The sequence below is a fragment of the uncultured Kocuria sp. genome, assembly GCF_947500125.1.
Classification (GTDB): Bacteria; Actinomycetota; Actinomycetes; order Actinomycetales; family Micrococcaceae; genus Kocuria.
Genome location: NZ_CANMRA010000019.1, coordinates 1 through 26,647 on the forward strand (window position 1 = coordinate 1; position 26,647 = coordinate 26,647).

Sequence of the window (26,647 nt, forward strand, 5' to 3'; positions counted from 1 at the left end):
CGTCGGGCGTCGCGTCGGTGGTGAAGTCCAGGTCCAGGGCGGGCCGGCCGAGGAAGAGGTCCCGCACGGGACCGCCCCCGCGGCACCCACCGGGCCGGCCGCCGCGCACCCCCGCCCCCGGGGCGGGGCCGGTGTGGTGGCGCGCCCCGCGCGCCCCGGCGCCGGTGTGGACCCCGCGGTCCTGGCCGCCCTGGTCGGGCACGGCCGGCGGGGCCTGGCCGTGCTGGAGCACCCCGGGAGCGCCCTGGTCAACCCGGTGACCGGTGCCGCCGCGCAGAGCCCGTGGGACCGGGTCGTGGTCGCCGCGGCGAGCGCGGTGGAGGCGCAGGCCTACGCCCGCGCCGCGCACGTGCTGGGACGGGACGCCCCCGGCTGGGTCGCGGCGTGCGGCGCCGACGGCGAGTTCACCGGCTCCCGGCCCGGCAGCACCCTCCGGCGCCGGCTCAGGACGCCGGGCTGGCCGGGCCGGACGGGTCGCGCGGCGGCCTGAGCGGCGCCGGTAGCATGAGCCCATGAGAATCGTCATCGTGGGCGGCGTCGCCGGAGGAATGTCCGCGGCCACCCGTCTGCGCCGACTGCTGGAGGACGCCGAGATCACGGTGTACGAACGCAGCGGCCACGTGTCCTTCGCCAACTGCGGTCTGCCCTACCACGTGGGCGGCGTCATCGAGGAGCGCTCCGCGCTGCTCCTGCAGACCCCCCGGTCCCTCGGGGCCCGGTTCGGCCTCGACGTCCGCGTGGGGCACGAGGTCGTCGGCGTCGACCGGGAGCGGCACGTGCTGCGCGTCCGGGACCTCGCCTCGGGCCGGGAGGAGGAGCGGGGCTACGACGCCCTCGTCCTCTCCCCGGGGGCCGTCCCCGTCCGCCCGCCCGTGCCCGGGATGGAGCGCGCCCTCGTGCTGCGCGACATCGAGGACACCGACGCGGTCGTGGCGGCGGTCGAGGGCGCCCGCTCCGCCGTGGTCGTCGTCGGCGGCTACGTGGGGCTCGAGGTCGCGGAGAACCTCGTCCACCGCGGCCTGCGGGTCTCCCTCGTCGAGGCCGCGCCCCAGGTCATGGCCCCGCTCGACCCTGAGATGGTCGAACCCGTCCACACCCTGATGCGCGAGCACGGGCTCGACCTGCGGCTGGGGGCCACGGTCACCGAGGTGGGGGAGCGCTCCGTGACGCTCGACGACGGCACGGAGCTGCCGGCCGACGTGGTCCTCGCCGCGGTCGGCGTCCGCCCGGACAGCACGCTCGCCCGGGCGGCGGGTCTGGAGGTCGGGGAGCACGGCGGCATCGTCGTCGACGAGCACCTGCGCACCTCCGACCCGGACGTCTACGCCGTGGGGGACGCGGTGGAGAAGCGCGACGCCCTCGACGGCTCGGCCACGCTCGTCGCCCTGGCCAACACGGCCAACCTCCAGGGCCGGCTGGTCGCCGACGTCATCGCCGGCATGGACGTGTCCGACCGTCCCGTGCTGGGCACCTCCGTGGTCGGCGTCTTCGGCCTCACGGCCGCGGCCACGGGCTGGAACGAGAAGCGGCTGCGCGCCGCGGGCCGGCCCTACCGCGCCGTCCACACGCACCCCGCGAACCACGCCGGCTACTACCCCGGGGCGGAGGGGATGACCCTCAAGCTGCTCGTGGACCCGGAGAGCGACGCGATCCTCGGTGCCCAGGGCGTGGGCGGGGCGGGCGTGGACAAGCGCATCGACGTCCTCGCCACCGCCATCACCGGCGGGATCGCGGCGGCCGACCTCGCCGAGCTCGAGCTGGCCTACTCCCCGCTCTACGGCTCCGCGAAGGATCCCGTGAACATGCTCGGCTACATCGACCGCAACCACCGGGACGGACTCGTCGAGACCGTCCAGTGGCACGAGCTGGACGACCGCCTCGCCGCCGGCGCGACCCTGCTGGACGTCCGCACCCCGGGCGAGCACACGTCGATGCCGATCCCCGGCGGGATCAACATCGAGCTGGACCAGCTCCGGGACCGCCTCGACGAGCTGCCGGAGGGCCAGATCGTGGTGCACTGCCAGGCCGGCCTGCGCGGCTACCTCGCCGCCCGCGTCCTGGCGCAGCACGGCCGCGATGTCGTCAACCTCGACGGCGGCTACCTCACCTGGGCGGCCCGGCCGGACCGGGCCGCGACGACCCCGTCCGGCGACGACGAGGACCGGGGCTCCTCGGCCGGCTGAACGGCCCCGGAGGGCGCCGCAGCACGAGGCCCCCGTGCGAGGACAGGAACCGGACGGTCCCGTCCCCGCACGGGGGCCTCGTGCGTGCCGGAACGGCCCCGCGGGCGTTCACGAAAGGTAACACGGCGAATTCCTCCGTCCCCGCAACCGTGGCCGGGACGAGCGACCGGCGACCCGCCTCCCGGCGACCGGCGCGCACGGCCGGACGGCCCGTGGCCGGCGGCCCACGGACCGGGAACCGCGCGATTGCAGTCGAAAACGTCTCGTTGAGCGAGACGGAGCGCTGTGATCTTCACCACCGGAAACCGGGCCGCGCTCGGCATCGCCCCTGGCTGCTCCGGCGGCAAACGCATCGATAACGCAGGAATAACGCCGCCGTGACGGATCCGTGAGGAGGCCATAACACCCCGCTCCGTAGAACGGACATGCCGGTAACACCGGTGTTCGTGCATCGAAAGGAGTTGGACATGACCTCAGTGCCACATCGCTCTTCCCGCCGCGACAAGGCCGCGGCGGCAGAGCGAGTGCTGTGGGACGAGGCCGCGGCGACGGACGTCCCCGCCGCAGCGCTCCCCTGGACGGAGCCCTCGACCCGAGGCGCCCGGAGCACGGAGACGAAGCCCACCCGGCTGCACCACTTCTTCGAGCGCAGCTGCGACCTCACCCCCGACGCCCAGGCGCTGCACGCCGACGGCCGGGCCTACACCTACGCGGAGCTCGACGAGCTCGCCAACCGGCTGGCCCACCTGATCGCCGGCTACGGGCTGAGCGCGGGGGACCGCGTCGGGATCCTGCTCCAGCGCTCCACGATGCTCTACGCGTCCCTGCTGGCGATCCTCAAGACGGGCGCCATCTTCGTCCCGATCGACCCGAACCTGCCCGCGGACCGCGTGCAGTTCATCGCCGAGGACTCGGACCTCTCCCTCATGCTGACCTCCGCCGAGTTCGTGGCCGTGGTCGAGGACGCGCCCGCCGACGTCGTCGACGTCGGCCGGATCGGAGAGCGCCTCGAGGAGGCGCCCGCGCACCGCCCGGCGGTCCGCCACGAGGGCGACCCCACGTGCTACATCATCTACACCTCGGGCTCGACCGGCCGCCCCAAGGGCGTCGAGGTCGCGCACTCGAGCATCTGCAACTTCATCGAGATCGTGCCCGAGGTCTACGACGTCCGCTCCGAGGACCGCGTCTACCAGGGCATGACCATCGCGTTCGACTTCTCCATCGAGGAGATCTGGCCCACCTGGGCCGTGGGCGCCTCCCTGGTGGCCGGTCCCACCGACGACGCCCGCCTGGGGCAGGGGCTCGCCGAGTTCCTGCAGCGCATGGAGATCTCCGTGCTCTACTGCGTGCCGACCGTCCTGGCGACCCTGGAGCACGACCTGCCCCGCATCCGCAGCATCCTGGTGGGCGGCGAGGCGTGCCCCGCCGACCTCGTGGAGCGGTGGTCCACCCCCGAGCGCCGGATGCTCAACACCTACGGCCCCACCGAGGGCACCGTGACGGCCACGTGGGGCGAGCTGGCCCCGGGCCGGCCCGTAACCATCGGCAAGCCCCTGCCCACCTACGAGGTGCGGATCCTCGACGAGGAGATGAACGAGGTCGCCGACGGCGAGCCGGGGGAGATCTGCATCGCCGGCCCGGGCGTGGCCCGCGGCTACGTCAACCTGCCGCACGTCACCGAGGAGCGCTTCCGCCCGCACCCGGACGGTCCCCGGGCCGGACGGATCTACCGCACCGGCGACCTGGGCCGGTTCATGCCCGACGGCGAGATCGAGTACCTCGGCCGCGCCGACAGCGAGGTGAAGATCCGCGGTCACCGTGCGGACCTCCAGGAGATCGAGAACGTGCTGCGCCGGGAGGACGCGGTGGCGGACGCCGCCGTGAAGCTCACCTCCGGCGGCGACGACGTCGCGGCGTTCCTCACCCTGCGCGCCCCGGTGCGCGACGAGCGCGCCCTCTTCGAGCTGCTCCACGACTCCGTGGTCGCGGCCCTGCCGCCGTACATGGTGCCGTCCTTCTACGAGATCCTGCCCGCGATGCCGATGATGGTCAGCGGCAAGGTGGACCGGAAGAACCTGCCGGATCCCAGCACGCCCCGCTTCGTGACCACGATGGGCCTGGTCCCGCCGGAGACGGACACCGAGTGGGGGATCACGGAGGTGTGGTCGAAGGTCTTCCGCATCCCCGAGGACCAGCTCTCCGTGGAGGCGGACTTCTTCATGGAGCTCGGCGGGCACTCGCTGCTCGCCGCGACCGCCACGTCCGAGCTGCGCCGGGCACACCCCGACCAGGACATCTCCATCGCGGACATCTACACCTACCCGACCGTCCGGGACCTGGCACGGCACCTGGACGCCGCCCCGGCGGCCGTCCCCGCCGTGGCCGCCCCGGACGACCGCCCCGCGCCGCTGCACCACACCAGCGGACGGGTGGCGCTCTGCGGCCTCGCGCAGGTGACGACGCTGGTCCTGGCGGCGATGCTCGTGGGCTCCCCGCTCGCCGCGGTCCTGTACTCCTACAACGGGCAGTTCAGCTACGCCCTGATGTGGGACATGCTCCTCGTGGGCGTCCTGGTCTCCGTGCTGGCCCGCTTCTTCCTGCCGTTCCTCGGCTCCCGGGTGCTGGGCCGGCTCGTCAGACCCGGGCACCACGCCCTGTGGGGCCGGCAGTACTTCCTGCTGTGGTGCATCGACGGCCTGACCCGGCTCTCGCCGCTCAACCTCCTGACCGGCACCCCGATGGCCGCCGTCTACCTGCGCCTGCTGGGCGCCAGGATCGGTCCGGACGCCCACGTGGGCACCGCCGCCATCGGCCTGCCCTCGCTCGTCACCGTCGGCTCCCGCGCCAGCATCGGCTACAACTCCTCCGTGCAGACCGCCCAGGTCGAGGAGGGGTGGGTGACCATCGCGCCGGTGCACATCGGCGACGACGCGTTCGTGGGGGCCAACGCCCTCCTGCAGCCGGGCGCCCGGATCGAGGACGGTGCCCGCCTGGGCGAGCAGTCCCTGGCCTCCCGGAACCAGACGATCCCCGCCGGCGAGCACTGGCTGGGCTCCCCGGCCCGGCCCGGTGACGGCGACGACGAGCTGCTCGAGCGGATGGAGCGGCGCCCGCTGCCCAGCGGCCGCTGGCCGGCCCCGCTCGCGGCCGGGCTGCTCCTGGGCTGGCTTGTCCTCGAGCTGATGCCCTTCGTGCTGGTGCTCCCGTCCTTCCTCATGATCTGGGTCGCGGCCCTGGAGTTCGGCCTGCCCGTGGGGCTCGCCCTCACCCCGGCGGTCGGCATCGTCTACGTGCTCACCGTCTGCGCCGTGGTCGCGACCGGCCGGAAGATCGTCCTGCGCCGGACGCCCACCGGCATCCACCCCGTGCGCAGCGGGCTGGGCGTGCGCAAGTGGATGGCCGACCAGCTGCTCTCCACCAGCCTGGAGAGCACGAACGCCCTGTACGCCACGATGTACACCGTGCCCTGGCTGCGCGCTCTGGGCGCCAAGGTCGGCCCGCGCTCCGAGGTCTCCACGGTCGGCCACATCGACCCGGACCTCCTCACCCTCGGCGAGGGCAGCTTCGTCGCGGACATGGCCAGCGTCGGCAGCGCCGTCTACCACCACGGCCACCTCTACATGGAGCGCACCGTGGTGGGCGACCGCTCGTTCGTGGGCAACGCCGCGTTCGTGCCCTCGGGCACGCGGATGGGCGAGGGCTCCCTGGTGGGCGTCGCCTCCGTGCCCCCGGCCGACGTGCCGGACGGGACGTCCTGGCTGGGCTCGCCCGCCATGTTCCTGCCGCGGCGGCAGGACAGCGGCAACTTCGACGAGAGCCTCACCTTCCGGCCCTCGCGCAGCAAGGTGGCGGCCCGCCTCGTCATCGAGGCGCTGCGCATCACGGTCCCGCCGGCGCTGATCGGTCTGATCGGCTACCTGGGGCTGCTCGCGTCGGTGGCCCTGGTGCCCGAGCTGACGCTGCTCGGCTTCGTCGCCGTGCTGCCGCTCATCGCGCTGGCCACCGGACTGACCGTGGTCCTCGCCGTCGTCGTCCTGAAGTGGGCGATCGTGGGCCGGTACCGCCAGCGGGTCGAGCCGCTGTGGGACAACTTCGTCCGGCGCAGCGAGTTCGTCACCGGCGTGTACGAGTCCGCGGCGGTCCCCGCCCTCATCGGCGGCCTCGTCGGCACGCCCCTGATCGGGCCGGTGCTGCGCCTGTTCGGGGCGCAGATCGGGAAGCGGACCTACATCGGCACCACGTACCTGACAGAGTTCGACCTCGTCCACATCGGCGACGACGCCGCCGTCTCGACGGACGTGTCGCTGCAGACGCACCTTTTCGAGGACCGCGTGATGAAGATGTCCCACGTGGAGATCCTGCCCGGGGCCAGCGTCGGCGCGCGCTCGATCGTGCTCTACGACACGACCGTCGGCGCGGGTGCCTCGGTGGACGCGCTGTCGCTGGTGATGAAGGGCGAGCAGCTGCTGCCCCACACCACCTGGCGCGGCATCCCGGTGCGCTCGGCGGCGGCCGCCGTGACCTCGGGACGATGACCCGGTCATGAACGGCAAGAAGGTGTCCCCGCGACCCGTCACCGGGTCGCGGGGACACCGTCCCTCCTCCCGCCGGCACACTCCGCCCGGCGACGCCACGGCCGGAGACGCCGCGGACCGGAGTGCTCCGGCCGGGCGCGCGTCAGGCGCTGCGCATGTGGCCCATCAGCTGGGTGATCTGGGGGGAGGGCGGCGCCCCGAGCTCGTCGGCCATCGTGCTGCAGAAGCTGCGGAAGGTCTGCAGGGCCGGGGCATTGTTGCCCAGGCCCAGATCCGCCTCGATCGACACGCGGACCGCGCTCTCCCGCAGGGGATCGAGGGCCCGGACGTTGTCCGCGAGCACATGGGCCCGGTAGAAGTCCCCGTGCTCCAGGGAGAGCCGGGCGAGGTGCTCCACGGCGTTGACGTACAGCGTCCGCAGCCGGTCCTGCTCGGCCATGACCCAGGCGTCGTACCAGCCGGGCAGCAGCTGGGCGCCGTCGGGGGACAGGAACCAGGGGTCCGCCGCCACGGGCGCCGTGGCGGCGGCCGCCCGGTGCAGGGACTCGCGCAGCTCGTGCAGGTCCACGGTGACCGGCTCCGTCAGGGCGATGTTGTTGCCACGGGTCCCGACGGCCCCGGGCACCTGGCGCGAGATGTTGAAGACGGTGGTGCGCAGGCTGCCCATCGCGCGCTCCGCGGTCCGGTCGGGCCACAGGAGCTCGCCGAGGAAGCGGCGCGGCTTGGGGCCGAGGACGGCGAGCGCGGCCAGCAGGCGCTGCTGCCGGTGGCCCAGTGCCAGCACGGTCCCGTCGAGCTCCACCTCGACGTTGCCGAGCAGCCGCAGCCTGATCGAGTGTTCCCCATCCATTGTCATGATCCCCCACTGTCATGATCACCGTTCCCCGGTGCGCCCGGAGCCTGCCTTCCCCCGAAGGCCGTGGTCCGAGCACCGTCCTCTCCGGTCCCGCGGACCAGGATCCAGGTCCGCCGCGAGAGAGGGTTCAGGCACCGATGATCCCGGGCGACGGCCCGTGAGTCAAAAGTGAACGCCTGATGGGCGTCAAAAGCAAACAAAGTTCGAGATGGCCGGCGCGCGACCCTGCTCGAGGATGGCGCGCAGACCCGGACAGTGGTACAAGGCAGTTCCCCGCCGCCGGCCGGTGCCGGCCGGGGGCACGAGCTCAGGAGTTCTTCCGATGACCGACCAGCGACCCGTCACGGGCGTCCGCACGGACCCCCTCGGGAACATCGTCGCCCTGTGCAATCCCGCCGAGGTGTGGTCCCCGCGGTCGACCACCCGGATCATCCGGGACATCGAGAGCGAGGTCCACCTCTACTACGTCCCGGGCTCGTCCGGGCAGCTGCGGGTCCGCGTGGTCTCCGCCGGGTGCGAGAAGCGGCTGTGGGCCGCCCCGGAGGACACCGTCTGCAACGACCTGCACGACCTCCCGTCCGTCTGAACCGCGGCCGGACCGGGCCGTGCGGCACCAACCGCCATGGGACGGACCGCAACGGCCCGGACCGCAACGGCACGGACCGCAACGGCACGGCCACGCGGCCCGCGCGTACGGCTCGCACGCACGGCGCGGGCCGCGGCACGGGGTGCCCGGGCACGAGCAGGACCCGGCACCCCGTGCTCAGGCGGGGCGCCGGCTCACAGGAAGCGCACCAGCTCCGCCGCGATGCCCGTGTAGCCGGCGGGGGTCAGTCCGGACAGCCGCCGCTCCGCGGCCGGGGACAGACCCAGCCCCGCCACGAACTCCTGGAGCCGCGCGGCGTCCACCCGCCGGCCGCGGGTCAGGTCCTTGAGGCGCTCGTAGGGGTTGTCCATGCCCTCGACACCGGCGATCGCCTCGGCGCGCATGACCATCTGGACCGCCTCCGCGAGGACCTCCCAGTTCGCGTCGAGATCGGCGGCCAGGACCGCCTCCGCCACGTCCAGACGGGCCAGGCCCTTGCTCACGTTGGAGATCGCGAGCAGGGAGTGCCCGAAGGCCACCCCGATGTTGCGCTGGGACGAGGAGTCCGTGAGGTCACGCTGCCACCGGGACGTCACGAGCGTGGCGCCGAGGACGTCCAGCAGGGCGTTGGAGAGCTCGAGGTTCGCCTCGGCGTTCTCGAAGCGGATGGGGTTGACCTTGTGGGGCATGGTGGAGGAGCCCGTGGCGCCCTCCACCGGGATCTGCTGGAAGTAGCCGATCGAGATGTAGGACCACACGTCGGTGCAGAAGTTGTGCAGGATCCGGTTGAACCGGGCGAGGTCGGCGTAGAGCTCGGCCTGCCAGTCGTGGGACTCGATCTGCGTGGTCAGCGGGTTCCAGGACAGGCCGAGGCCCTCCACGAAGCCGCGGGAGACCTCCGTCCAGTCCGCGTCCGGGACGGACGCGTAGTGGGCGGCGTAGGTGCCCGTCGCGCCGTTGATCTTGCCCAGGTACTCCGTGCGCTCGATCCGGGACAGCTGGCGGCCCAGGCGGTGGGCGACCACCGCCATCTCCTTGCCCAGGGTGGTGGGCGTGGCGGGCTGGCCGTGGGTCCGGGAGAGCATGGGAATCTCCGCCGCGGACTCGGCCAGGGCCGCGACGTCGGCCACGAGGGCCCGGGCCGCGGGCAGCCACACGTCGGTCGTGGCGTCCTTGACGCCCAGGGCCCAGGCCAGGTTGTTGATGTCCTCGGAGGTGCAGCCGAAGTGCACGAGGGGGACGAGGTGCTCCAGCCCCAGGGCGGGCAGCCGGCGGCCGATGTAGTACTCCACGGCCTTGACGTCGTGGACCGTCACGGCCTCGATCTCCGCGAGCTCCGCGATCGAGTCGGTGTCGAAGTCCGTGACGATCCGGCGCAGCCCGGCGGTCTGCTCGGCGGTCAGGGGCGCCAGGCCCGGCAGCACCGACCGCTCGGCGAGGTGGACGAACCACTCCACCTCCACGTGCACGCGGTTGCGGTTGAGGGCGGCCTCGGAGAGGTGGTCGACCAGCGGGGCGACCACCGGCTGGTAGCGGCCGTCGAGGGGCCCCAGCGCGACGGGCGGGACGGCGGCGGCGAGCGCCGCGCGCCCTGAGGGCAGGATGCGATCGGTGTTGGGCATGGGCACATTCTTCCACGGCGCGCCGACCCGTCCGGGCGGACGATTTGTCGTCCGCCGCCAACTTTCCCGGGACCCGGTTGTAGCTTTCGCGCCGAAAACCACCGGGTCGTCCGGAGGGGCGTCATCCACCCGGGACCCCCGGGGAGCGGGGGATAGCATGACCTCCATGAGTACCAGCGACGCTACCCGCACCCTGGCCGGCACCGCCCCGGCCCCGGGCCCGGCCACCGCCACCACCTCGGCGGTCCGGCCGCGCCCCGCGCTGTCCCGACTTCCCCGCTACGCGGCCGGCAAGCCCCCGGTCGTGGTGGACGGGCTCGTCTCCTACAAGCTGTCCTCCAACGAGAACCCGTTCGGGCCCGTGCCCGCCGTCAAGGAGGTCCTGGCCGACTGGGACGCGGTGCACCGCTACCCCGAGACGACCTCCGCGGCGCTGCGGGAGGTGCTCGGCGAGTTCCTCGGCGTGCCCGCCGAGGACATCGTCACCGGCGCCGGGAGCCTCGGCGCGCTCAACCAGCTGCTCGGCGCCTTCGTGGGCGCCGGCGAGGACGGCACCCCGGACGAGGTGGTGCACGCCTGGCGCTCCTTCGAGGCCTACCCGATCAGCATCGGGCTCTCCGGCGGGCTGGGCGTGCCGGTCCCGAACCGCCGGGACGGCTCCCACGACCTCGAGGCCATGGCCGCCGCGGTCACCGCGCGGACGAAGGTCGTGCTGCTGTGCACGCCGAACAACCCGACGGGTCCCAGCCTCACCACCGCGCAGGTCGAGGCGTTCCTCGCCGCTGTGCCGCGCGACGTCGTCGTGGTCATCGACGAGGCGTACCAGGAGTTCCAGCGCCGCGACGACCTCGTCGACGGCATCGACCTCTACCGGCAGCACCCCAACGTCGTCGTGCTGCGGACCTTCTCCAAGGCCCACGGTCTCGCCGGCCTCCGGATCGGCTACTCCGTGGCGGGCCAGGGGATCACCCAGTACCTGCGCCAGGCGTCCCCCGCGTTCTCCGTGACCGACCTCGCCCAGCGCGCGGCCATCGCGTCCGTGCGCCACTACGACCAGGTGGCCGAGCGCGTCCAGCGGGTCGTCGACGAGCGGGAGCGGGTCCTGGCCGGGCTCGACGAGCTCGGCTGGCCGTACCCGGAGACGCAGGCCAACTTCGTGTGGCTGAACCTGGGGGAGCACAGCGGCGGCTTCGCCGAGCTGTGCGACGCCCACGCACTGTCCGTGCGCCGTTTCGGCGCCGAGGGCGTGCGCGTGACGATCGGCGAGCCGGAGGCCAACACCCGGTTCCTGGAACTGTGCGCGCAGTTCCCCCACCCGCCCGTGCTCTGACCCGCGGCCCCGCCGGCCCGGCTCCCTCCCGAGCAACCCGAAAGGACGTCCTGCCCATGGATGCCGCTCCATCGTCCCCGGCCGCCCACGTGCCGGTCCGCACCGTGCCGACACCGGAGGTGCGCACGCGCCTGGTGCGGCTCCTCGACCGGGACGGCCGCCGGAGCGAGGACCCGGTCCTGTCCCCGTACGTGCGCGACGTCGGCGCCGAGCAGCTGCGCGAGCTGTACCGCTCGATGGCGCTGGCCCGCCGTTTCGACGAGGAGGCGACCAACCTCCAGCGGCAGGGACAGCTGGTGCTGTGGGCGCCGATGCGCGGGCAGGAGGCCGCGCAGGTGGGCTCCGCCCGCGCGCTGCGCCCGGCCGACCACGTGTTCCCGACGTACCGCGAGCACGCCGTGGCGATCGAGCGGGGCGTCGAGCCCGCCGAGCTGCTCACCGTGTTCCGCGGGCACAGCGCCGGGGGCTGGAAGCCGAGCGAGCACCACATGAACGTCTACTCGATCGTGCTCGGGTGCCAGGTCCCGCACGCCGTGGGCTACGCCATGGGCATCGACCTGGACCGGCGGGCCGCCGAGGCGGAGGGCCGGGAGGTCGAGCCGGCGGCCGCGGTCGTCTACTTCGGGGACGGCACCTCCAGCCAGGGCGAGGTCCACGAGGGCATGGTCTTCGCGGCGTCCTACGACGCCCCGGTGGTCTTCTTCGTGCAGAACAACCAGTGGGCCATCTCCGTGCCGTTCAGCACCCAGTCCCGCGTGCCCCTGGCCGAGCGCGCCGCCGGGTACGGCTTCGAGGGGATCCGCGTGGACGGCAACGACGTCCTCGCGGTCCTGGCGGCCTCCCGGTACGCGCTCGAGAAGGCCCGCACCGGTCAGGGCCCTGTGCTCGTGGAGGCCGAGACCTATCGGCTCGGGGCCCACACCACCGCGGACGACCCCACCAAATACCGCCTGCGGGAGGACGAGAGCCGCTGGAGCGAGCTCGATCCGCTGCTCCGTCTCGAGGCGCACCTGCGCGACGCGCACGGCACCGGCGACGACTACTTCGCCGACGTCGCGGCCGACGCCCAGGCGTTCGCCGAGCAGGCCCGCGCGCTCGTCCTGGCCATGGACCCGCCCGTGTTCGAGGACTTCTTCGACCGGCCCTACGCCGAGCGCCACGCCCTCGTGGAGGAGGAGCGCGCCTGGTACGCGGCCTACCAGGCGGGCTTCGCCGACACCGACAGCAACGACACCGGCAGCAACGACACCGGCAGCAACGGCACCGGCAGCAACGACGACGTCACCGCCGACGACGACGGCGCCGGGCCGGACCGGGGCACGCAGGCCTCGGGGCTGACCGTGGCCGCCGACCCCGTGTCCGGGGTCCCCGACGCACGGACCGCCGGCACCGAGGAGGACCTCGCATGAGCACCGCCCCCGACCTGACGATCGCCAAGGCGGTCAACGCGGGCCTGCGCCGGGCCATGGAGGAGAACCCCCGGGTGCTGCTCATGGGCGAGGACATCGGCTCCCTGGGCGGCGTCTACCGCGTCACCGAGGGGCTCAAGGCGGACTTCGGCGCCCACCGCGTGCTGGACACCCCGCTGGCGGAGGCCGGGATCGTGGGCACCGCCATCGGGCTCGCCCTGCGCGGCTACCGGCCCGTGTGCGAGATCCAGTTCGACGGCTTCTCCTTCCCGGCGTTCAACCAGATCACCACGCAGCTGGCGAAGATGCGCAACCGCACCAACGGGGACGTCACCGTCCCCGTGACGATCCGCATCCCGTACGGCGGGGTCATTGGCTCGGTGGAGCACCACTCGGAGTCCCCCGAGGCCCTGTTCGCGCACACGGCGGGGCTGCGCATCCTCACGCCGTCCAACGCCCAGGACGCCTACTGGATGACCCAGCAGGCCATCTCGTGCGAGGACCCCGTCATCGTCTTCGAGCCGAAGCGGCGGTACTGGCTCAAGGGCGCCGTGGACGTCGAGCGCCCGACCGCCGACCCGTTCTCCGCGCAGGTCGTCCGACCGGGCGAGGACGCCACCGTGGTCGCCTGGGGCCCCCTCGTGCCCGTCGCGCTCGCCGCGGCGCAGGCCGCGGAGGAGGACGGCCGCAGCGTCGAGGTGATCGACCTGCGCTCGCTGTCGCCGATCGACTTCGACACCATCGAGGACTCCGTGCGCCGGACCGGCCGTCTCGTCGTCGCCCACGAGGCCCCGACCTTCGGCGGCCTCGGCGGGGAGATCGCCGCACGCCTCACCGAGCGGGCGTTCTACTCCCTCGAGGCGCCGGTGCTGCGGGTCGGCGCCTTCCACCTGCCGTACCCGGTGGCCGCGGTCGAGGACCGGTACGTGCCGGACCTCGACCGGATCCTCGAGGCCCTGGACCGGTCCTTCGCCTACTGACCCCGCCGACCCGGCCGCCGGACCCCGGGCCGGCGGCACCGCAGCCGGCCCGGGTGCCGCGCGAGAGAGGAAGTACTGACATGCCCCAGATCTTCAACCTGCCCGACGTCGGCGAGGGCCTGACCGAGGCGGAGATCCTCGCGTGGAAGGTCGCGCCGGGGGAGACCGTGACGGTCAACCAGGTGCTCGTCGAGATCGAGACCGCGAAGTCGGTGGTCGAGCTGCCCTCCCCGTACGCCGGGACCGTCCTGGACCTGCTGGTTTCCGAGGGCAGCACGGTCGAGGTCGGCACCCCCATCATCGCCGTGGGCTCCCCGGGCGAGTCGCCGGACCCCGTCCCGGCCTCCGGCGTCCCGGGGGTGCTGGGCGAGGGCGGGGAACCGGGCGCCGGTGCGGACCGCCCGCTCGTGGGCTCCGGGCCCAAGGCCGACCCCGTGCGGCGGCGCCGCCGGGTGGCCCCGCCGCAGGCGCCCGAGCCCCAGCCGGAGCCGGCCCGCCCCGCGGGGTGGTCGGAGAAGCTGTCCCGGGGGCCGCTGGGGTCCGGGCTCGGCGGCGGGATCGGCACGGCGGCCCAGGGCATCGCCGGGCGCGCCGCCCGGCTGGCCGAGGACAGCGGCGTGTGGCGCCGGCCCGGCCGCGGTGACGGGCCCGCGCCCGTCGAGAGCGTCCCGCGCCGCCCCGCGCTCGCGAAGCCGCCCGTCCGGAAGGCCGCGCAGGACCTGGGCGTCGATCTCGCCGACGTCCCCGCGACGGGCGCGGCCGGACAGATCACCAAGCAGGACCTGCTGACCCACGTGGCACGGCTGGGCGAGACCGGGGACCGGCGCCGCCCCACGGCCCCGGAGGAGCGGATCGAGCGGATCCCCGTCAAGGGCGTGCGCAAGGCCACGGCGCAGAACATGGTGCGCAGCGCGTTCAGCGCCCCGCACGCCTCGGTCTTCGTGGAGGTCGACGCCACGCGCACCATGGAGTTCGTCCAGCGGCTCAAGGCCGCCCCGGACTACGAGGGCGTCAAGGTCACGCCCCTGCTGGTGCTCGCGAAGGCCGTCCTGTGGGCCGCGGCCCGCAACCCGATGGTCAACGCGACGTGGACGGACGAGGAGATCCTCGTCAAGCACTTCGTCAACCTGGGCATCGCGGCGGCCACGCCGCGCGGGCTCATGGTCCCGAACGTCAAGGACGCCCAGGAGCTGTCGCTGCGGGAGCTGGCCGTGGCCCTCGACGAGCTCTCGCGGACCGCCCGGGCGGGACGGACCCAGCCGGCGGACATGCAGGGCGGCACCCTGACCGTGACCAACATCGGGGCCCTCGGCCTCGACACGGGCACGCCGATCATCAATCCCGGCGAGGTGGCGATCATCGCGTTCGGGAGCATCAAGCAGAAGCCGTGGGTCGTGGACGGCGCCGTGGTGCCCCGCTGGGTGACCACGCTGGGCGGTTCCTTCGACCACCGCGTGGTCGACGGGGACCTCGCGGCCCGTTTCACCGCGGACGTCGCCCGGATCCTCGAGGAACCGGCGCTGCTGCTGGAATGAGCCCCGGCCGGCTCGGGACACGGACGGCACGGCAACGGCCCCGCACCGATCGGTGCGGGGCCGTGTGCTGCGTCGTCGACGCGCGTGCCGCCACGTCCCGCGGCTCACCCCGCCGGGCCGAGGCCCGGCGCCGCACCGACGTGGAACAGGGCGGTGGCTTCCCGCGCCCGGCGTCCCATCTCCGTGGACCCGTGATTGAAATCCCCCCAGACACAATCACACATCTCATTCACGATGGATCACTCGTGCGACGCCGGCCGCGGTGGCAACCTGCCCGTCGGCCCCCGGCACTTCTGCCGGAGACCTGTCCCCCCACGCCCGGAGGACCGCCTCAGCGCGACCTCCTGACGTCCAGGACTGGGACCAGTATTGCGGAGGTCTGGACAAAAGTCTGTCCCCCGAAGTGCGCATGACAGGGCGTGACCGTGCTCCCGAGGGGAGCGACGGCCGTAGGCTGGGCGCATGCCTCCGCACCCGCCGCCCCACCCCTCCGCACGCTCGGCGGTGCCGCCGTTCCGGGTGATGGAGATCCTCGCCGACGTCGAGCGGCTGCGGGCCGCGGGCCGGGACGTCGTCTCCCTCTGCGCGGGAGAGCCCTCCGGCGGCGCCCCGGGCCCCGTGGCGCGTGCGGCCGCCCGGGTGCACGCCCGCAACGAGGGGCTGGGCTACACCCCCGCCCTCGGCATCGAGCCGTTGCGCCGGGCGGTGGCCGGCCACTACGCCCGGTGGTACGGCCTCGAGGTCCGGCCGGAGGAGGTCGCGATCACCACGGGGGCCTCGGGGGCGCTCGTGCTCTCCTTCCTGGCGGCGTTCGACGCGGGGGACCGGGTGGCGGTGTGCCGGCCGGGCTACCCGGCCTACCGCAACACCCTGGCCGCCCTGGGGGCCGACGTGGTGGAGCTCGACTGCGGCGCGGCGACCCGTTTCCAGCCCACGCCCGGGATGCTCGACGACGCGGTCGCCGCGCACGGGCCGCTGCAGGGCCTGGTGGTGGCGGGCCCCGCGAACCCGACCGGCACCGTGCTGGAGCCGGCGGAGCTGGCGGCGCTGGCCGGGTGGTGCGCCGAGCACGGGACGCGTCTGATCAGCGACGAGATCTACCACGGGATCGTGCACACCGCCCCGGAGGACAGCGGCCCCCGCACGCCCGGGCCGTACCGGGGCACCAGTGCGTGGGAGCACGACCGCGACGCCGTGGTGATCTCCTCCTTCTCCAAGTACTGGGGGATGACCGGGTGGCGGCTGGGCTGGGCCCTGCTGCCCCGGGACCTCGCGGCCGCGGTCGACGCGCTGGCCGGCAACCTCAGCCTCTGCCCTCCCGCCGCGGCGCAGCACGCCGCCGTGGAGGCCTTCACCCCGGACGCCTACGCCGAGGCGGACCGGGCGGTCGAGCAGTTCGCGCGCTCCCGGAGCCTGCTCCTGGACGCGCTCCCCGCGCTCCGGTGGGGGGAGGTCGCGCCGGCGGACGGCGCGTTCTACCTCTACGCCGACCTCGGGGAGCAGCTCGAGCGGCATGGCAGCTCCCTGGAGTGGTGCCGGCGGCTGCTGGAGGCGGAGGCCGTCGCGGTCGTGCCGGGGCTGGACTTCGACGCCGCGCGCGGCCACCGCACGGTCCGGCTGTCCTTCGCGGCGGGTCCCGACCGGGTCGAGGAGGCCGTCACCCGGATCCTCCGGTTCCAGTCCCGGCCCTGAAGCACTCCGCGAGGTGCCCGGGGAGCACCCCGGTGCGGAGCAGGAACCGGTGCGCGGTGGTGCGCCCCACGAACACGAGCCCCTGCTCCTTCAGACGTGCGGCCAGGCGGTCCCCCTCGGGGGAGCGGCGGGACTCCTCCAACACGGTCAGCGGCGGCGCGGCGGTGGCCGGCCGGAGATCCGCGACGTGCTGGGCCCAGTCCTCGGGTGCGAGCCCGCGGCAGGCCCGGGCGTTGTGCACCACGGCCTCGATCTTGACCCTGTTGCGGATGACCGCGGGATCCAGGAGCAGGTCGTCGACGTCGTCCTCGGTCATCCGGGCGATCTCCCCGGGGACGAAGCCCCGCAGCGCCCGGCGCAGGCCGTCCCGGCGCTGGGCGATGCTCCACCGGGCCAGGCCCGCCTGGAAGATCTCCAGGCTGAGAGCCTCGAACCAGCCGGAGGACTCCGTGGGCCGCGCGCCCCAGCGCCGGTCGTGCTCCTCCAGGGCGGCCGGACCCGTGGGAGCCCACGGGCAGCGGCGCAGGCCGTCCCCGCAGAGCACGGCGCGGAAGGCGTCGTCGGGGGAGCCGCCGTCGGGCTGGTGCGAGCAGGGGCCGTCGGCGCGGTGGGCGTCGTCGGGGGAGGGGCGATCGGGCTGGTGCGAGCAGGGGCCGTCGGCGCGGTGGGCCTCGTCGGGGGAGGGGCGATCGGGCTGGTGCGAGCAGGGGCCGTCGGCGCGGTGGGCGTCGTCGGGGGAGCGGCCGTCGCGCTGGTGCGAGCAGGGGTCGTCGGCACCAAGGGCCTCGTCGGGCGAGTGGTGCTCGGCGTCGGGGGAGCGGCGGTCGTCGACGGGGTGCGGGCCGTGCCCGGGGGTAGCGGTGTCCATGGGGCCACGGTAGGAACGCCGCCGACGGCGGGCCGCCGTGCGCTCGGCCCCCTGTGGACGGTGCCGCCCGGGCACGGGCCCCGGTGGCCGGGTGCAGTGCGGGCGCCGGCACCGTGCACGGTGCGGCCGCTCAGAACCGGGAGACCTCACCGGTGCCGTCGGCGATCTCGATGGCCACGGGCTCCTCGTCCCCGGCGTTGCCGTCGTGGACGATGAACACCGCGGCGGGCTCTCCCTCCGGGAAGGCGCGGATCGTGACCGACCCCGAGGTCGCGGAGTTGAGCACCTCCATGGCCTGGCGGGTGGCCGCGCGCAGCACCGCCGTGGGCAGGGGCTTGCCGCGCTCGTCCAGGATGTCCACCTGCACGCCGCGGGCCCGCGCCGCCCGTGTGACCTCGAGGAGGTAGGGAGTGGCGATCGAGCGGCCGCGGATCGAGTCCCGCAGCTGCGCCTCGGTGAGCCGGAACTGCTCGATCTCGTACTCGGAGACCGGCGAGGGGTCGTGCGCGATCCGCTCGAGCAGTCCGCCCGCGAGACGGCGCACCTCGTGCACGCGCTGCACGGAGGCGTTGACGGTGTCCTTCTCGGCCTCGTCGTGGGACCGCGCGGAGATCACCATGTCCCGGGCCTCGGCGAACGCCGCGGAGGCGCGGTCGTACTCGCGGGCGATGAGCTGGCTCGCGAGCAGCAGGGCCGCCGCCGCCGCGTTCGTCAGCGCCGCGTCCCAGAGGCCGAGGGCCGAGCGGGCGCCCCACGTCATGGACACGGCGACCGCGATGACGAGCGTGGCCCAGCCCCACCCGGCGCGCCGCCGGATGCCCAGGGCCACGAGGAAGCCGTCGAAGCCCAGGGTGAACCACTGGCCGCCGAACAGCTCCGCCTGCGGGTTCAGGGCGTCGTAGGAGCGCTGGATCGACACGAGCATGAGGAGCACGCCCAGGGCCGCGGGCAGGTCGGGGAGCCGGCGCTGCCCGTACGGGTACACGACCAGCGCCACCGCGACCACGTACGTCACGAGCGCGGCCTGCATGAGGTCCGGCTTGTCCATGCTGGACGTCTGCAGCACCCCGAGCACCACGGGGATCAGGAAGAACACCGCGGCGGCCACCAGGCTCAGGGGGTGGAAGAGGGCGCGGGAGATCACGGCTGCGCGTCCCGGGGCCAGAGGATCGTCACGCGGGTGCCGCGTCCGGGGGCGCTGTCGACGTCCACCGCGCCGCCCACGTGGCGCACGTTGCCCAGGATGGACACGCGCACCCCGAGCCGCCGGGAGTCGATGCTGCGGACCTGGAAGCCGCGGCCGCGGTCCACCACCTGGAAGCGCAGGAAGAAGCCCTCGGGGTTGACCGGGGTGGGCGGGCACACGCCGCCGTCCATGGTCACGAAGGTGACCTCGGTGCCGGCGTGGCGGGCGCTGTTGGAGACCGCCTCGGTGACCGCCTGCACGAGCGCCTGCGCCGTCTCCACGGGGATGAGGGGCCGCGGCTCGCCGGGAGGTCTGATGTAGGGGGTGATGCTGTTGAAGCGCACCCGGTTGCGCCACGGGGACAGGGACTCGAGCAGGTCGTCCAGGAGGGTGTGCACCATGGTGGTGCCCTTGCCCTCGGCGCGGCGCTCCTCGAAGGCGAGGACCCCGAGGGCCCGCTGCGCCAGTTCGCGGGTGCGCCGCTGGACGGGGCCCGGGGCCCGCCCGGCGTCGAGCAGGGCGGCCATGACGTTGTCGTGGATCAGCCGGTCCAGCCGCTCCTGCTCCTCGGCCTGGGAGCGCGAGCGGTTCAGCTGCAGCTCCTGCGCGATCGCCGCCGCGTAGACCTGGTCCGCGTTCTGCCCGCCCTTGTAGACCAGGCTGATCAGCACCACCAGGACCACGCCGAACGCGATCCGGCTCGTGGCGTCGAACAGCACGCCCATCACGTCCGCCGACTCCGTGGTGCGCACCATGACCAGGACGTAGAAGACCGTGACGGACACCAGGTACGCCACCGCCAGCTCGATGCTCCACGCGACCACGGTGGCGGCGGCCGCGAGCAGGATGAACGGCTCCACCCACGGGTCCTGCGCCGGGGAGGTGCCGGTCCAGGCGAGGGGGAGGGACAGGACGGCGAGCGCCACGAGCACCGGGGACGCGAGCACCGGCCACATCCGCACCTGGCGCCTGGCGCCCTGGAGGAGCAAGGCGCACCCGTTGAGCAGGAGCGCCACCAGGAACACCTGGTGCCACCGGGCGAAGGCGGGCAGCTGGTCCCCGAGGACGGTGAGGGCCTCCAGGAACAGCGCGACGACGACCAGCCCCTGGCAGATGTTCGCGAGCAGGTGGATCCGGTAGGAGTTCATCCCCAGCTCCTGCGGCGAGGTCGGCACCAGGAGGCTGCTGCGGCGCCGCCGGGCGGGGACCTTCCGGTAGGCGAGCGGGGGCCGGGGCGCGAGGTGGCTCACGGAGCGGGGGTCCTCACCGGGGCGAGGGGCGGCTCACAGATGCTTCTCCGCCGTGGTGATGTCCGCCGTGGGCTCCACGAGGCCGTCCTCGATCGCCCGGATGCGCAGGTCGATCTTGGTGGGCGCCGGTCGCCCGACGCGCGCGTACTTCTCGCGGATGCGGTCGATGTTGGTCTTGACCGCGCTCTGCTTGATCCCCATCCGGCGGGCCACCTGGACCTGGGCGAAGCCGGAGGCGTAGAGCCGCAGGGTCTCCTGCTCCCGCGGGGAGAGGCTGGCCCGGGAGAACTCCACGTCCCCGTCGATCGCCGCGGCGAGCTCCTTGGTGATCACGGGCTTGCCCTCGGCGATGTTGCGGGCCTCCTCGATCGCGTGCTCGAGCGGGTCCGACTTGCGCACCAGGCCCAGCGCGCCGGCCCGCAGCGCCTCGCGGATCAGCGCGGCGTTCTCGCCGATGCTGAAGATCAGCACCTTCATGCCGGCGGCGCGCAGCAGCTCCACGTTGGTGGCGGGGCGGGACAGGTCGTCGAGGGACAGGTCCAGGAGCACGACCTCGCACTCGATCCGCGTGGCGCCCTGGGCGGTGAGGGCGGGGTTCTCGGGGTCCCGGCCCAGCTGGTCGAGGAGGGCGGGGACGCTGGAGGCCGATCCGACGAGCTTCACGTCCGCCTGCGAGGTCATGGAGACGAGGCGGACGCCCTCCCGGACGACCTCGTGGTCATCGACGACGGCGACAAGGGTGGACGGCATGGGCGTTTCCTCCGGGTGCTGCTCGGTGGGCCGGTCCGCAGATTTCCGCGTGGGGGTGACGGATCTCACCGAGGTGCTCCGATTGTCCCCCTTCTTGTGGTGGGATGCGAACTCGACACGGTGCCGGGACGCAAAGTTACCGGCCCGGATCCCCCCAGCCCTCCCCCCAGCGGTCGACCCGGCGGTGGTAGCGGACGCCCCACAGCCCGCCGAGCACCGCCGCGATCAGGTCGACGACGAGCACGGCCACGACCGCGAGCAGGCCCGGCACCAGCAGGTCGCCGATCAGCGCCTGGGCCGAGACTCCCACGGGCGCCAGGCCGACGGTGTCGGCCCACACCAGTCCGGCGACGGTGGCCACGGAGCGGCCGAACAGGGACCACAGCCACACGGACACGCCCTGCCGGGCGCCGGAGAAGCGCGCCATCCGGCCCGCGGCGTACCCGCCGCCCAGGAAGGCGAGGAACTCGACCAGGCCGAGCGCCGCCGCGCCCGTCCAGGCCGTCACGGACCCGGCGGCGAGGTCGTCGACCACGCCGCCCACCCCGTCCACGAGCCGCAGCCCGAGCGCGGCGGCGGCGAGACCCGCCAGCGCGAGCAGCAGCCAGGTCAGGGCCATCGCGCTGAGCCAGCCGAAGAAGCCGGGGACCAGCTGGAGGCCCCCGAACTCCTCCCGCTGCCGGGCGTGCCGGGTCGCGGCGTCGACCGGGACGCCGGCGGGGGTCCCTGGCCCGGGGTCGTGCCCGGCCCCGGCGGCCGGTCCGGGGCCGTACCCGCCCGCGGGCGCGGTGCCGGGGGACCCGACCGCGGGTGTCGGGTCCGTGCGCGGACCGGGGTCCTCCTGCACCGGGCGCTGGGCGGTCACGGCCGGCAGCGGCCGGGTGTGGTGGTCGTCCTCGTCGTCGTACCAGGACCAGTCCTCGGCCCCGCCGCCGGTGTCCCGGTCCCTGCCCGGGGCGTCGTGCGGCGAGCCGCCGCCGTCCGGGGCGGCGAACCGGCTGACGGGGGGCAGCGGCCGGGTGGCGTCGGAGGAGTCGTGCGGACCGGTGTCCGACCAGGGCATCGGGTCGTCGGGGGAGGGCGAGCCGGGTGTCGAGGAGGGCGTCATGGCATCGGAGTCTACGGCCGGTCCCGGGACTGGTCCGGTGGGCGGTCCCGGCCGGCGGGCGGTGTCGCCGAGTAGGGTCGGGGTCATGCCTGTCGAAACCGTGCGTGACTTCCTGCGCGCCCGTCCCTGGACCGCCAGCTACGACCCGGGCGTCCCCGCGGACCTGGACCTGCCGGAGACCTCCCTGGTGCACATGCTCGAGCGCTCCGTCGCCCGTCACGGTGCGAGCACCGCGCTCGAGTTCTTCGGGGCGACGACCTCCTACGCCGCTCTGGGCCGGCAGGTCGACCGCGCGGCGGAGGGCCTGCGCCGGCTCGGCGTGCGCCGCGGCGACCGGGTCGCGATCGTCCTGCCCAACTGCCCGCAGCACGTCGTGGCGTTCTACGCGGTGCTGCGCCTGGGGGCCGTCGTCGTCGAGCACAACCCGCTCTACACCGCCCCGGAGCTGCGCCACCAGTTCGAGGACCACGGCGCGCGCGTGGCGGTCGTCTGGGACCGGGCCGCCGACCGGGTGCGCTCGCTGCCCGCGGACCTGAGGGTCGAGGCGGTCGTGTCCGTGGACATCACCGCCGCGATGCCGCGGGCGAAACGGCTGGCCCTGCGCCTGCCGCTGCCGAGCGCACGGGCCGCCCGCGCCCAGCTCACCGGCCCCGCCCCCGGCACGATCCCCTGGGAGGAGCTGCTGGCCGCCGACCCGATCGCCGCGGAGCACCCTCGGCCCACCGCCCACGACCTCGCGCTGCTGCAGTACACCTCCGGCACCACCGGGCTGCCCAAGGGGGCGATGCTCACGCACCGCAACCTGGAGTCCAACGCCCTCATGGGGCGGTACTGGCTCGGCTCCGGCGAGCACGAGGTGGTGCACGGCGTGCTGCCGCTCTTCCACGCCTTCGGCCTGACCCTCGGCGTGACGTTCGCGATGTCCCTCGGGGCGCGGCTCGTGCTCTTCCCGACCGTGCGCGCGGACCTCGTCCTCGGGGCGATGAAGCGCTCGAGGCCCACGGTGCTGCCCGCCGTGCCGCCGGTGTACCAGAAGCTCCTCGACGCCGCGCAGGAGCAGGGCGCCGACCTGCGCGGCATCCCGGTGGCCGTCTCCGGGGCGATGAGCCTGCCGGTCCCGCTCGTGGAGCGGTGGGAACGCGCCACCGGGGGCATCCTGATCGAGGGCTACGGTCTCACCGAGTGCTCCCCGCTCGTCGCCTGCAACCCGCTCAACGACTCCCGCCGGGCGGGTTCGATCGGGATCCCGTTCCCGTCCACCGAGATCCGGCTCGTCGACCCGGAGACCCTCGAGGACGTCCCCCGGGACCGTCCGGGGGAGCTGTGGGTGCGGGGCCCGCAGGTCTTCCAGGGGTACTGGAGGCGCCCCGACGAGACCGCCCGGACGCTCACGGACGACGGGTGGCTGCGCACCGGGGACGTCGTCACGGTGGACGACGCCGGGTTCCTGCGGGTGGTCGACCGGCTCAAGGAGGTCGTGATCACGGGCGGGTTCAACGTGGCCCCCAGCGAGGTCGAGAACACGCTGCGCCAGCACGACGCCGTCGAGGACGCCGCGGTGGTGGGGCTCGTCGACCCCCGCGGCAGCGAGGTGGTCGTCGCCGCGGTGACCCTCGTGCCGGGCGCCGAGGCCGACGAGGCCACCCTGCGCGAGCACTGCTACGCGGGTCTCGCCCGCTACAAGGTGCCCCGGCGGATCGTGACCGTCGAGGAGCTCCCGCGCACGATGCTCGGCAAGATCCAGCGCCGGGAGGTCCGCGAGCAGCTGCAGCGGACGGGGGTGCGGCTCTGAGCCCGGGCGCTCAGGGCAGGTCCGCCTCCGGGGCGACGTCCCGGTAGGCCGTCCGCCGGATCGACCGGATCCGCCCCAGCTCGCCCCACTCGTCGCGCCCGAGCCGCGCGATCGGCCCCAGCGTCCCCACCACGGGGCCCCGCTCGTCCATGGCCCGCTCGTCCACCGCCACGTGGGTGACGACGCCGAGGACCAGGAAGCTGTCGCCCACGGGGAGGGGGTCCGCGTACAGCCGGCACTCGATGGCCGCCGGGGACTCGGCCACGCGGGGGGCGGCCACGGTGCGGGAGAGCTCGCGGGTCAGCCCCACGGCGTCGAACTCGCTGAGCTCGTGCGGGTAGTCGGTGCCGGTCGCGTTGATCTGCTCGAACAGCTCCGCGGACGCGAAGTTGACCACGAACTCCCCGCTCTGCCGGATGTTGCGGAGGCTGTCCTTCTCCCCGACCGAGACGAACTGGACGATCGTGGGGTTCTCGGAGGCCACCGTGAAGAACGAGTGCGGGGCCAGGTTGTCGATCCCCGCGGCCGAGCGGGAACTGACCCACGCGATGGGGCGGGGGACCACGAGGGACTTGACCGCCCGGGCGAAGGAACCGTGCCGGTCGGGGACGATGTCGGTGCGCATGGCCCCATTGCACCACCTCGACCGGCCCCCGTCACGGAGCGCGGCCAGCCCGGGCCCCGGGACAGTGCCGGTCGATTGGAAAGAGCATATGTCCTAATAGGGCCGTTTCGGTGTACTCTGTAGATCAATCTACGAGGTGGCGGTCGACGACGACGCCCCGGACCGAGCGGAAGGGCCACTGTTCACGATGGAGATCCGGCAGCTCAACTACTTCATCGCCGTGGCCGAGGAGCGCCACTTCGGCCGCGCCGCCAAGCGCCTGCACATGGCCCAGCCGCCGCTGTCCCAGCAGATCCGCCAGCTCGAGGAGCAGCTCGGGGTGCGGCTGCTGGACCGGACCACGCGCCGGGTGGACCTCACCGCCGCCGGCCAGGTGCTCCTGGACCGCGGACGGCGGATCATCAACGAGCTCGAGGCCCTCAAGGCCGACGTCTACCAGGTGGGCCAGGGCGCCACGGGGGTGCTGCGCGTCGGCTTCTCCGGCTCGGCCACCTACGGGGTGATGCCGGGGGTGGTCCGGCGGGCGAAGGACGCCATGCCCGGACTGTCGCTGGCGCTGCACGGTGAGATGCTGACCCCCGCCATGGAGGAGGGGCTGCGGGAGCACACCCTCGACGCCGCCCTCCTGCGCCCGCCCGTGGCCTCCCCGGACGTCGAGTACCGGGTCGTCGCGCGGGAGCCGCTCGTGGTGGCGCTGCCCTCCTTCAGCGCGCTCGCCGTGGACCTGCCCGTGACCGTGCACGAGCTGCAGGACCAGGAGTTCATCACCTACCCGCCCGACTCCGTGCTCTACCGCACGGCCGCGGACCTCTGCCGCCAGGCCGGCTTCCAGCCCCGGATCGCCCAGGTGGCCGGCGAGACGTCCACGCTGCTGTCCTTCGTGGCCGCCGGCGGCGGCGTGGCCGTGGTGCCCGCGGGGGTGCGCGCCTTCCAGCTCGAGGGCGTGGTCTACCGCGACATCGAGCACTCGCCGCAGATCGAGCTCGCCGTGGCGTGGCGGCGCGAGGACCGATCCGCCCTGCTCCACAACTTCATCGACCTCGTCGTCGACGCCCAGGCCGCTGCCGGACCCCCCGGCGGTGAGCCCGTCCCGCCCGCCCAGGAAAGGCCCGCCCGCCCATGAATATCGCGACCATCGAGGCGATCCCCTACTCGATCCCCTACCTCCACCCGCTGCACTTCGCCTCGGGCGCCGTCCACGAGGCGGACCACGTGCTGGTGCGGATCACCACCGACGAGGGGATCGTGGGCACCGCCGACACCCCGCCGCGGCCCTACACCTACGGCGAGACCCAGAAGTCCATCGTGGCCGTGCTCGAGGACGTCTTCGCCCCGCAGCTGGTCGGTCTCGACGTCCTCGACCGCGAGAAGGTCCAGGCCGTGCTGGCCCGCACCATCCACAACCAGACCGCCAAGGGCGCCGTGGACATCGCCCTGTGGGACGTCATCGGCCAGGCCCTGGGCCAGCCGGTGACCCGGCTGCTGGGCGGGTTCACCGACTCGATGCGGGTCTCCCACATGCTCGGCTTCAAGCCCGCCGCCGAGCTGCTGGACCTGGCCCTGGAGTTCCGCGAGACGTACGGCATCACCACGTTCAAGCTCAAGACCGGCCGGCACCCGATCGGCCTCGACGTCGAGGCCGCCCGCGTGCTGCGCGAGGGCCTCGGCGAGGACGCCGAGCTCTACATGGACGCCAACCGCGGCTGGTCCGCCAACGAGGCCATGGAGGTGCTGCGCCGCACCGGCGAGCTGGGCCTGCAGTTCCTCGAGGAGCCCGACGACGCCCGCGAGGTGCTCGGCCGGCGCCGGCTCGTGGAGCGCTCGCCCATCCCGATCGCCGCCGACGAGTCCGCCCCGAACCTGGGGGAGGCCGCGAAGGAGCTCCTCACGGGCGGGGCGAACCTGCTGGCCGTGAAGACCGCCCGCTCCGGGTTCACCGAGGCCGCCAAGATCGTGGGCATGGCCGAGGGCATGGGGGTGGACGTGTACGTGGGCAACCAGATCGACACCCAGGTCGGCACGATCGCCTCCGTGGTCTTCGGCGCGGCCCTCGCCCACACCTCGAAGCGCGCCGGGGAGCTGTCCAACTTCCTGGACATGTCCGACGACCTCCTCGCCGAGCCCGTGATCATCGCCGACGGCCGGATCCGCGTGCCGGACGTGCCCGGGACGGGCACCGCCGTGGACGAGGACAAGCTCACCCGCTACCGCACCGACCGGTAGTCCCGGCCCCGCAACGCACCGCACACCCCGCCCGGGACCCGGACACCGGCCCGGGAACCCAGCCCGGGGACCATCCCGAGAACCAGCCCGAGAACCAGCCCGAGAACCAACCCGACG

Annotated in this window: 19 protein-coding genes and 1 pseudogene; 12 read left to right on the plus strand and 8 right to left on the minus strand. The window is 73.8% G+C overall.

Annotated elements, in window-relative coordinates; all coding sequences use genetic code 11:
- The 3 genes and pseudogenes from Q0817_RS12885 to Q0817_RS12895 all read left to right on the plus strand — a co-directional run.
- Positions 1-490, plus strand: a pseudogene (locus Q0817_RS12885) (hypothetical protein); the annotation flags it as partial.
- 22 nt (positions 491-512) lie between these two features.
- The gene (locus tag Q0817_RS12890; protein WP_298588675.1) at positions 513-2,183 is read left to right on the plus strand and encodes an FAD-dependent oxidoreductase; all 1,671 of its coding nucleotides are present in this window, start codon (positions 513-515) and stop codon (positions 2,181-2,183) included.
- A gap of 467 nt (positions 2,184-2,650) precedes the next feature.
- The gene (locus Q0817_RS12895) at positions 2,651-6,718 is read left to right on the plus strand and encodes a Pls/PosA family non-ribosomal peptide synthetase (RefSeq protein WP_298588678.1); all 4,068 of its coding nucleotides are present in this window, start codon (positions 2,651-2,653) and stop codon (positions 6,716-6,718) included.
- Positions 6,719-6,860: 142 nt separating this feature from the next.
- Here the strand turns inward: Q0817_RS12895 and Q0817_RS12900 are convergent, their stop codons facing one another.
- Positions 6,861-7,568 (minus strand): BTAD domain-containing putative transcriptional regulator, encoded by a 708-nt coding sequence (locus Q0817_RS12900; RefSeq protein WP_298588681.1) that lies wholly within the window; start codon positions 7,566-7,568, stop codon positions 6,861-6,863.
- A 328-nt stretch (positions 7,569-7,896) separates the two neighbouring features.
- Between Q0817_RS12900 and Q0817_RS12905 the strand changes: the two genes are divergently transcribed.
- Positions 7,897-8,160, plus strand: a complete 264-nt coding sequence (locus Q0817_RS12905; protein ID WP_298588684.1) for a hypothetical protein — start codon at positions 7,897-7,899, stop codon at positions 8,158-8,160.
- A 194-nt stretch (positions 8,161-8,354) separates the two neighbouring features.
- On the opposite strand, the gene purB is transcribed toward Q0817_RS12905, so the two are convergent.
- Positions 8,355-9,782 carry an adenylosuccinate lyase gene (purB, locus tag Q0817_RS12910; RefSeq protein WP_298588687.1) on the minus strand — a complete coding sequence of 476 codons (1,428 nt, stop codon included), beginning with the start codon at positions 9,780-9,782 and terminating at the stop codon, positions 8,355-8,357.
- Positions 9,783-9,948: 166 nt separating this feature from the next.
- On the opposite strand from purB, the gene Q0817_RS12915 reads away from it, so the two are divergent.
- The 5 genes from Q0817_RS12915 to Q0817_RS12935 all read left to right on the plus strand — a co-directional run bounded on the left by Q0817_RS12915 (position 9,949) and on the right by Q0817_RS12935 (position 16,728).
- A complete protein-coding gene (locus tag Q0817_RS12915) occupies positions 9,949-11,112 on the plus strand; it encodes a histidinol-phosphate transaminase (protein ID WP_298588690.1) in 1,164 nt (387 codons plus the stop codon).
- A 56-nt stretch (positions 11,113-11,168) separates the two neighbouring features.
- The gene (locus Q0817_RS12920) at positions 11,169-12,521 is read left to right on the plus strand and encodes a thiamine pyrophosphate-dependent dehydrogenase E1 component subunit alpha (RefSeq protein ID WP_298588693.1); all 1,353 of its coding nucleotides are present in this window, start codon (positions 11,169-11,171) and stop codon (positions 12,519-12,521) included.
- Positions 12,518-13,501 (plus strand): alpha-ketoacid dehydrogenase subunit beta, encoded by a 984-nt coding sequence (locus tag Q0817_RS12925; RefSeq protein WP_298588696.1) that lies wholly within the window; start codon positions 12,518-12,520, stop codon positions 13,499-13,501. The genes Q0817_RS12920 and Q0817_RS12925 overlap by 4 nt, the downstream gene beginning before the upstream one ends.
- A gap of 80 nt (positions 13,502-13,581) precedes the next feature.
- The gene (locus tag Q0817_RS12930; RefSeq protein WP_298588699.1) at positions 13,582-15,036 is read left to right on the plus strand and encodes a dihydrolipoamide acetyltransferase family protein; all 1,455 of its coding nucleotides are present in this window, start codon (positions 13,582-13,584) and stop codon (positions 15,034-15,036) included.
- Between the two features lie 462 nt (positions 15,037-15,498).
- Positions 15,499-16,728: an aminotransferase class I/II-fold pyridoxal phosphate-dependent enzyme gene (locus Q0817_RS12935; RefSeq protein WP_298588702.1), complete on the plus strand. Its 1,230-nt coding sequence runs from the start codon at positions 15,499-15,501 to the stop codon at positions 16,726-16,728.
- Here the strand turns inward: Q0817_RS12935 and Q0817_RS12940 are convergent.
- The 5 genes from Q0817_RS12940 to Q0817_RS12960 all read right to left on the minus strand — a co-directional run bounded on the left by Q0817_RS12940 (position 16,694) and on the right by Q0817_RS12960 (position 21,890).
- Positions 16,694-17,596 (minus strand): DNA-3-methyladenine glycosylase I, encoded by a 903-nt coding sequence (locus tag Q0817_RS12940; protein ID WP_298588705.1) that lies wholly within the window; start codon positions 17,594-17,596, stop codon positions 16,694-16,696. The genes Q0817_RS12935 and Q0817_RS12940 overlap by 35 nt on opposite strands.
- A 130-nt stretch (positions 17,597-17,726) precedes the next feature.
- A complete protein-coding gene (locus Q0817_RS12945) occupies positions 17,727-18,740 on the minus strand; it encodes a hypothetical protein (protein WP_298588708.1) in 1,014 nt (337 codons plus the stop codon).
- The gene (locus Q0817_RS12950; protein ID WP_298588711.1) at positions 18,737-20,032 is read right to left on the minus strand and encodes a sensor histidine kinase; all 1,296 of its coding nucleotides are present in this window, start codon (positions 20,030-20,032) and stop codon (positions 18,737-18,739) included. The genes Q0817_RS12945 and Q0817_RS12950 overlap by 4 nt, the downstream gene beginning before the upstream one ends.
- 33 nt (positions 20,033-20,065) lie before the next feature.
- The gene (locus Q0817_RS12955; RefSeq protein ID WP_298588715.1) at positions 20,066-20,782 is read right to left on the minus strand and encodes a LuxR C-terminal-related transcriptional regulator; all 717 of its coding nucleotides are present in this window, start codon (positions 20,780-20,782) and stop codon (positions 20,066-20,068) included.
- A gap of 136 nt (positions 20,783-20,918) precedes the next feature.
- The gene (locus Q0817_RS12960; RefSeq protein WP_298588718.1) at positions 20,919-21,890 is read right to left on the minus strand and encodes a hypothetical protein; all 972 of its coding nucleotides are present in this window, start codon (positions 21,888-21,890) and stop codon (positions 20,919-20,921) included.
- A gap of 85 nt (positions 21,891-21,975) precedes the next feature.
- Between Q0817_RS12960 and Q0817_RS12965 the strand changes: the two genes are divergently transcribed.
- Positions 21,976-23,682 (plus strand): long-chain-fatty-acid--CoA ligase, encoded by a 1,707-nt coding sequence (locus Q0817_RS12965; protein ID WP_298588721.1) that lies wholly within the window; start codon positions 21,976-21,978, stop codon positions 23,680-23,682.
- A 10-nt stretch (positions 23,683-23,692) separates the two neighbouring features.
- Here the strand turns inward: Q0817_RS12965 and Q0817_RS12970 are convergent, their stop codons facing one another.
- A complete protein-coding gene (locus Q0817_RS12970) occupies positions 23,693-24,307 on the minus strand; it encodes a flavin reductase family protein (RefSeq protein WP_298588724.1) in 615 nt (204 codons plus the stop codon).
- A gap of 187 nt (positions 24,308-24,494) precedes the next feature.
- Between Q0817_RS12970 and Q0817_RS12975 the strand changes: the two genes are divergently transcribed.
- Together Q0817_RS12975 and Q0817_RS12980 are read left to right on the plus strand one after the other, a co-directional pair.
- On the plus strand, positions 24,495-25,430 hold the full coding sequence (locus Q0817_RS12975) for a LysR substrate-binding domain-containing protein (protein ID WP_298588863.1): 936 nt from the start codon (positions 24,495-24,497) through the stop codon (positions 25,428-25,430).
- Complete coding sequence (locus tag Q0817_RS12980; RefSeq protein WP_298588727.1) at positions 25,427-26,530, plus strand: mandelate racemase/muconate lactonizing enzyme family protein; 1,104 nt, start codon at positions 25,427-25,429, stop codon at positions 26,528-26,530. Before Q0817_RS12975 ends, Q0817_RS12980 begins: the two co-directional genes overlap by 4 nt.
- The last annotated feature ends 117 nt before the right edge of the window (positions 26,531-26,647 follow it).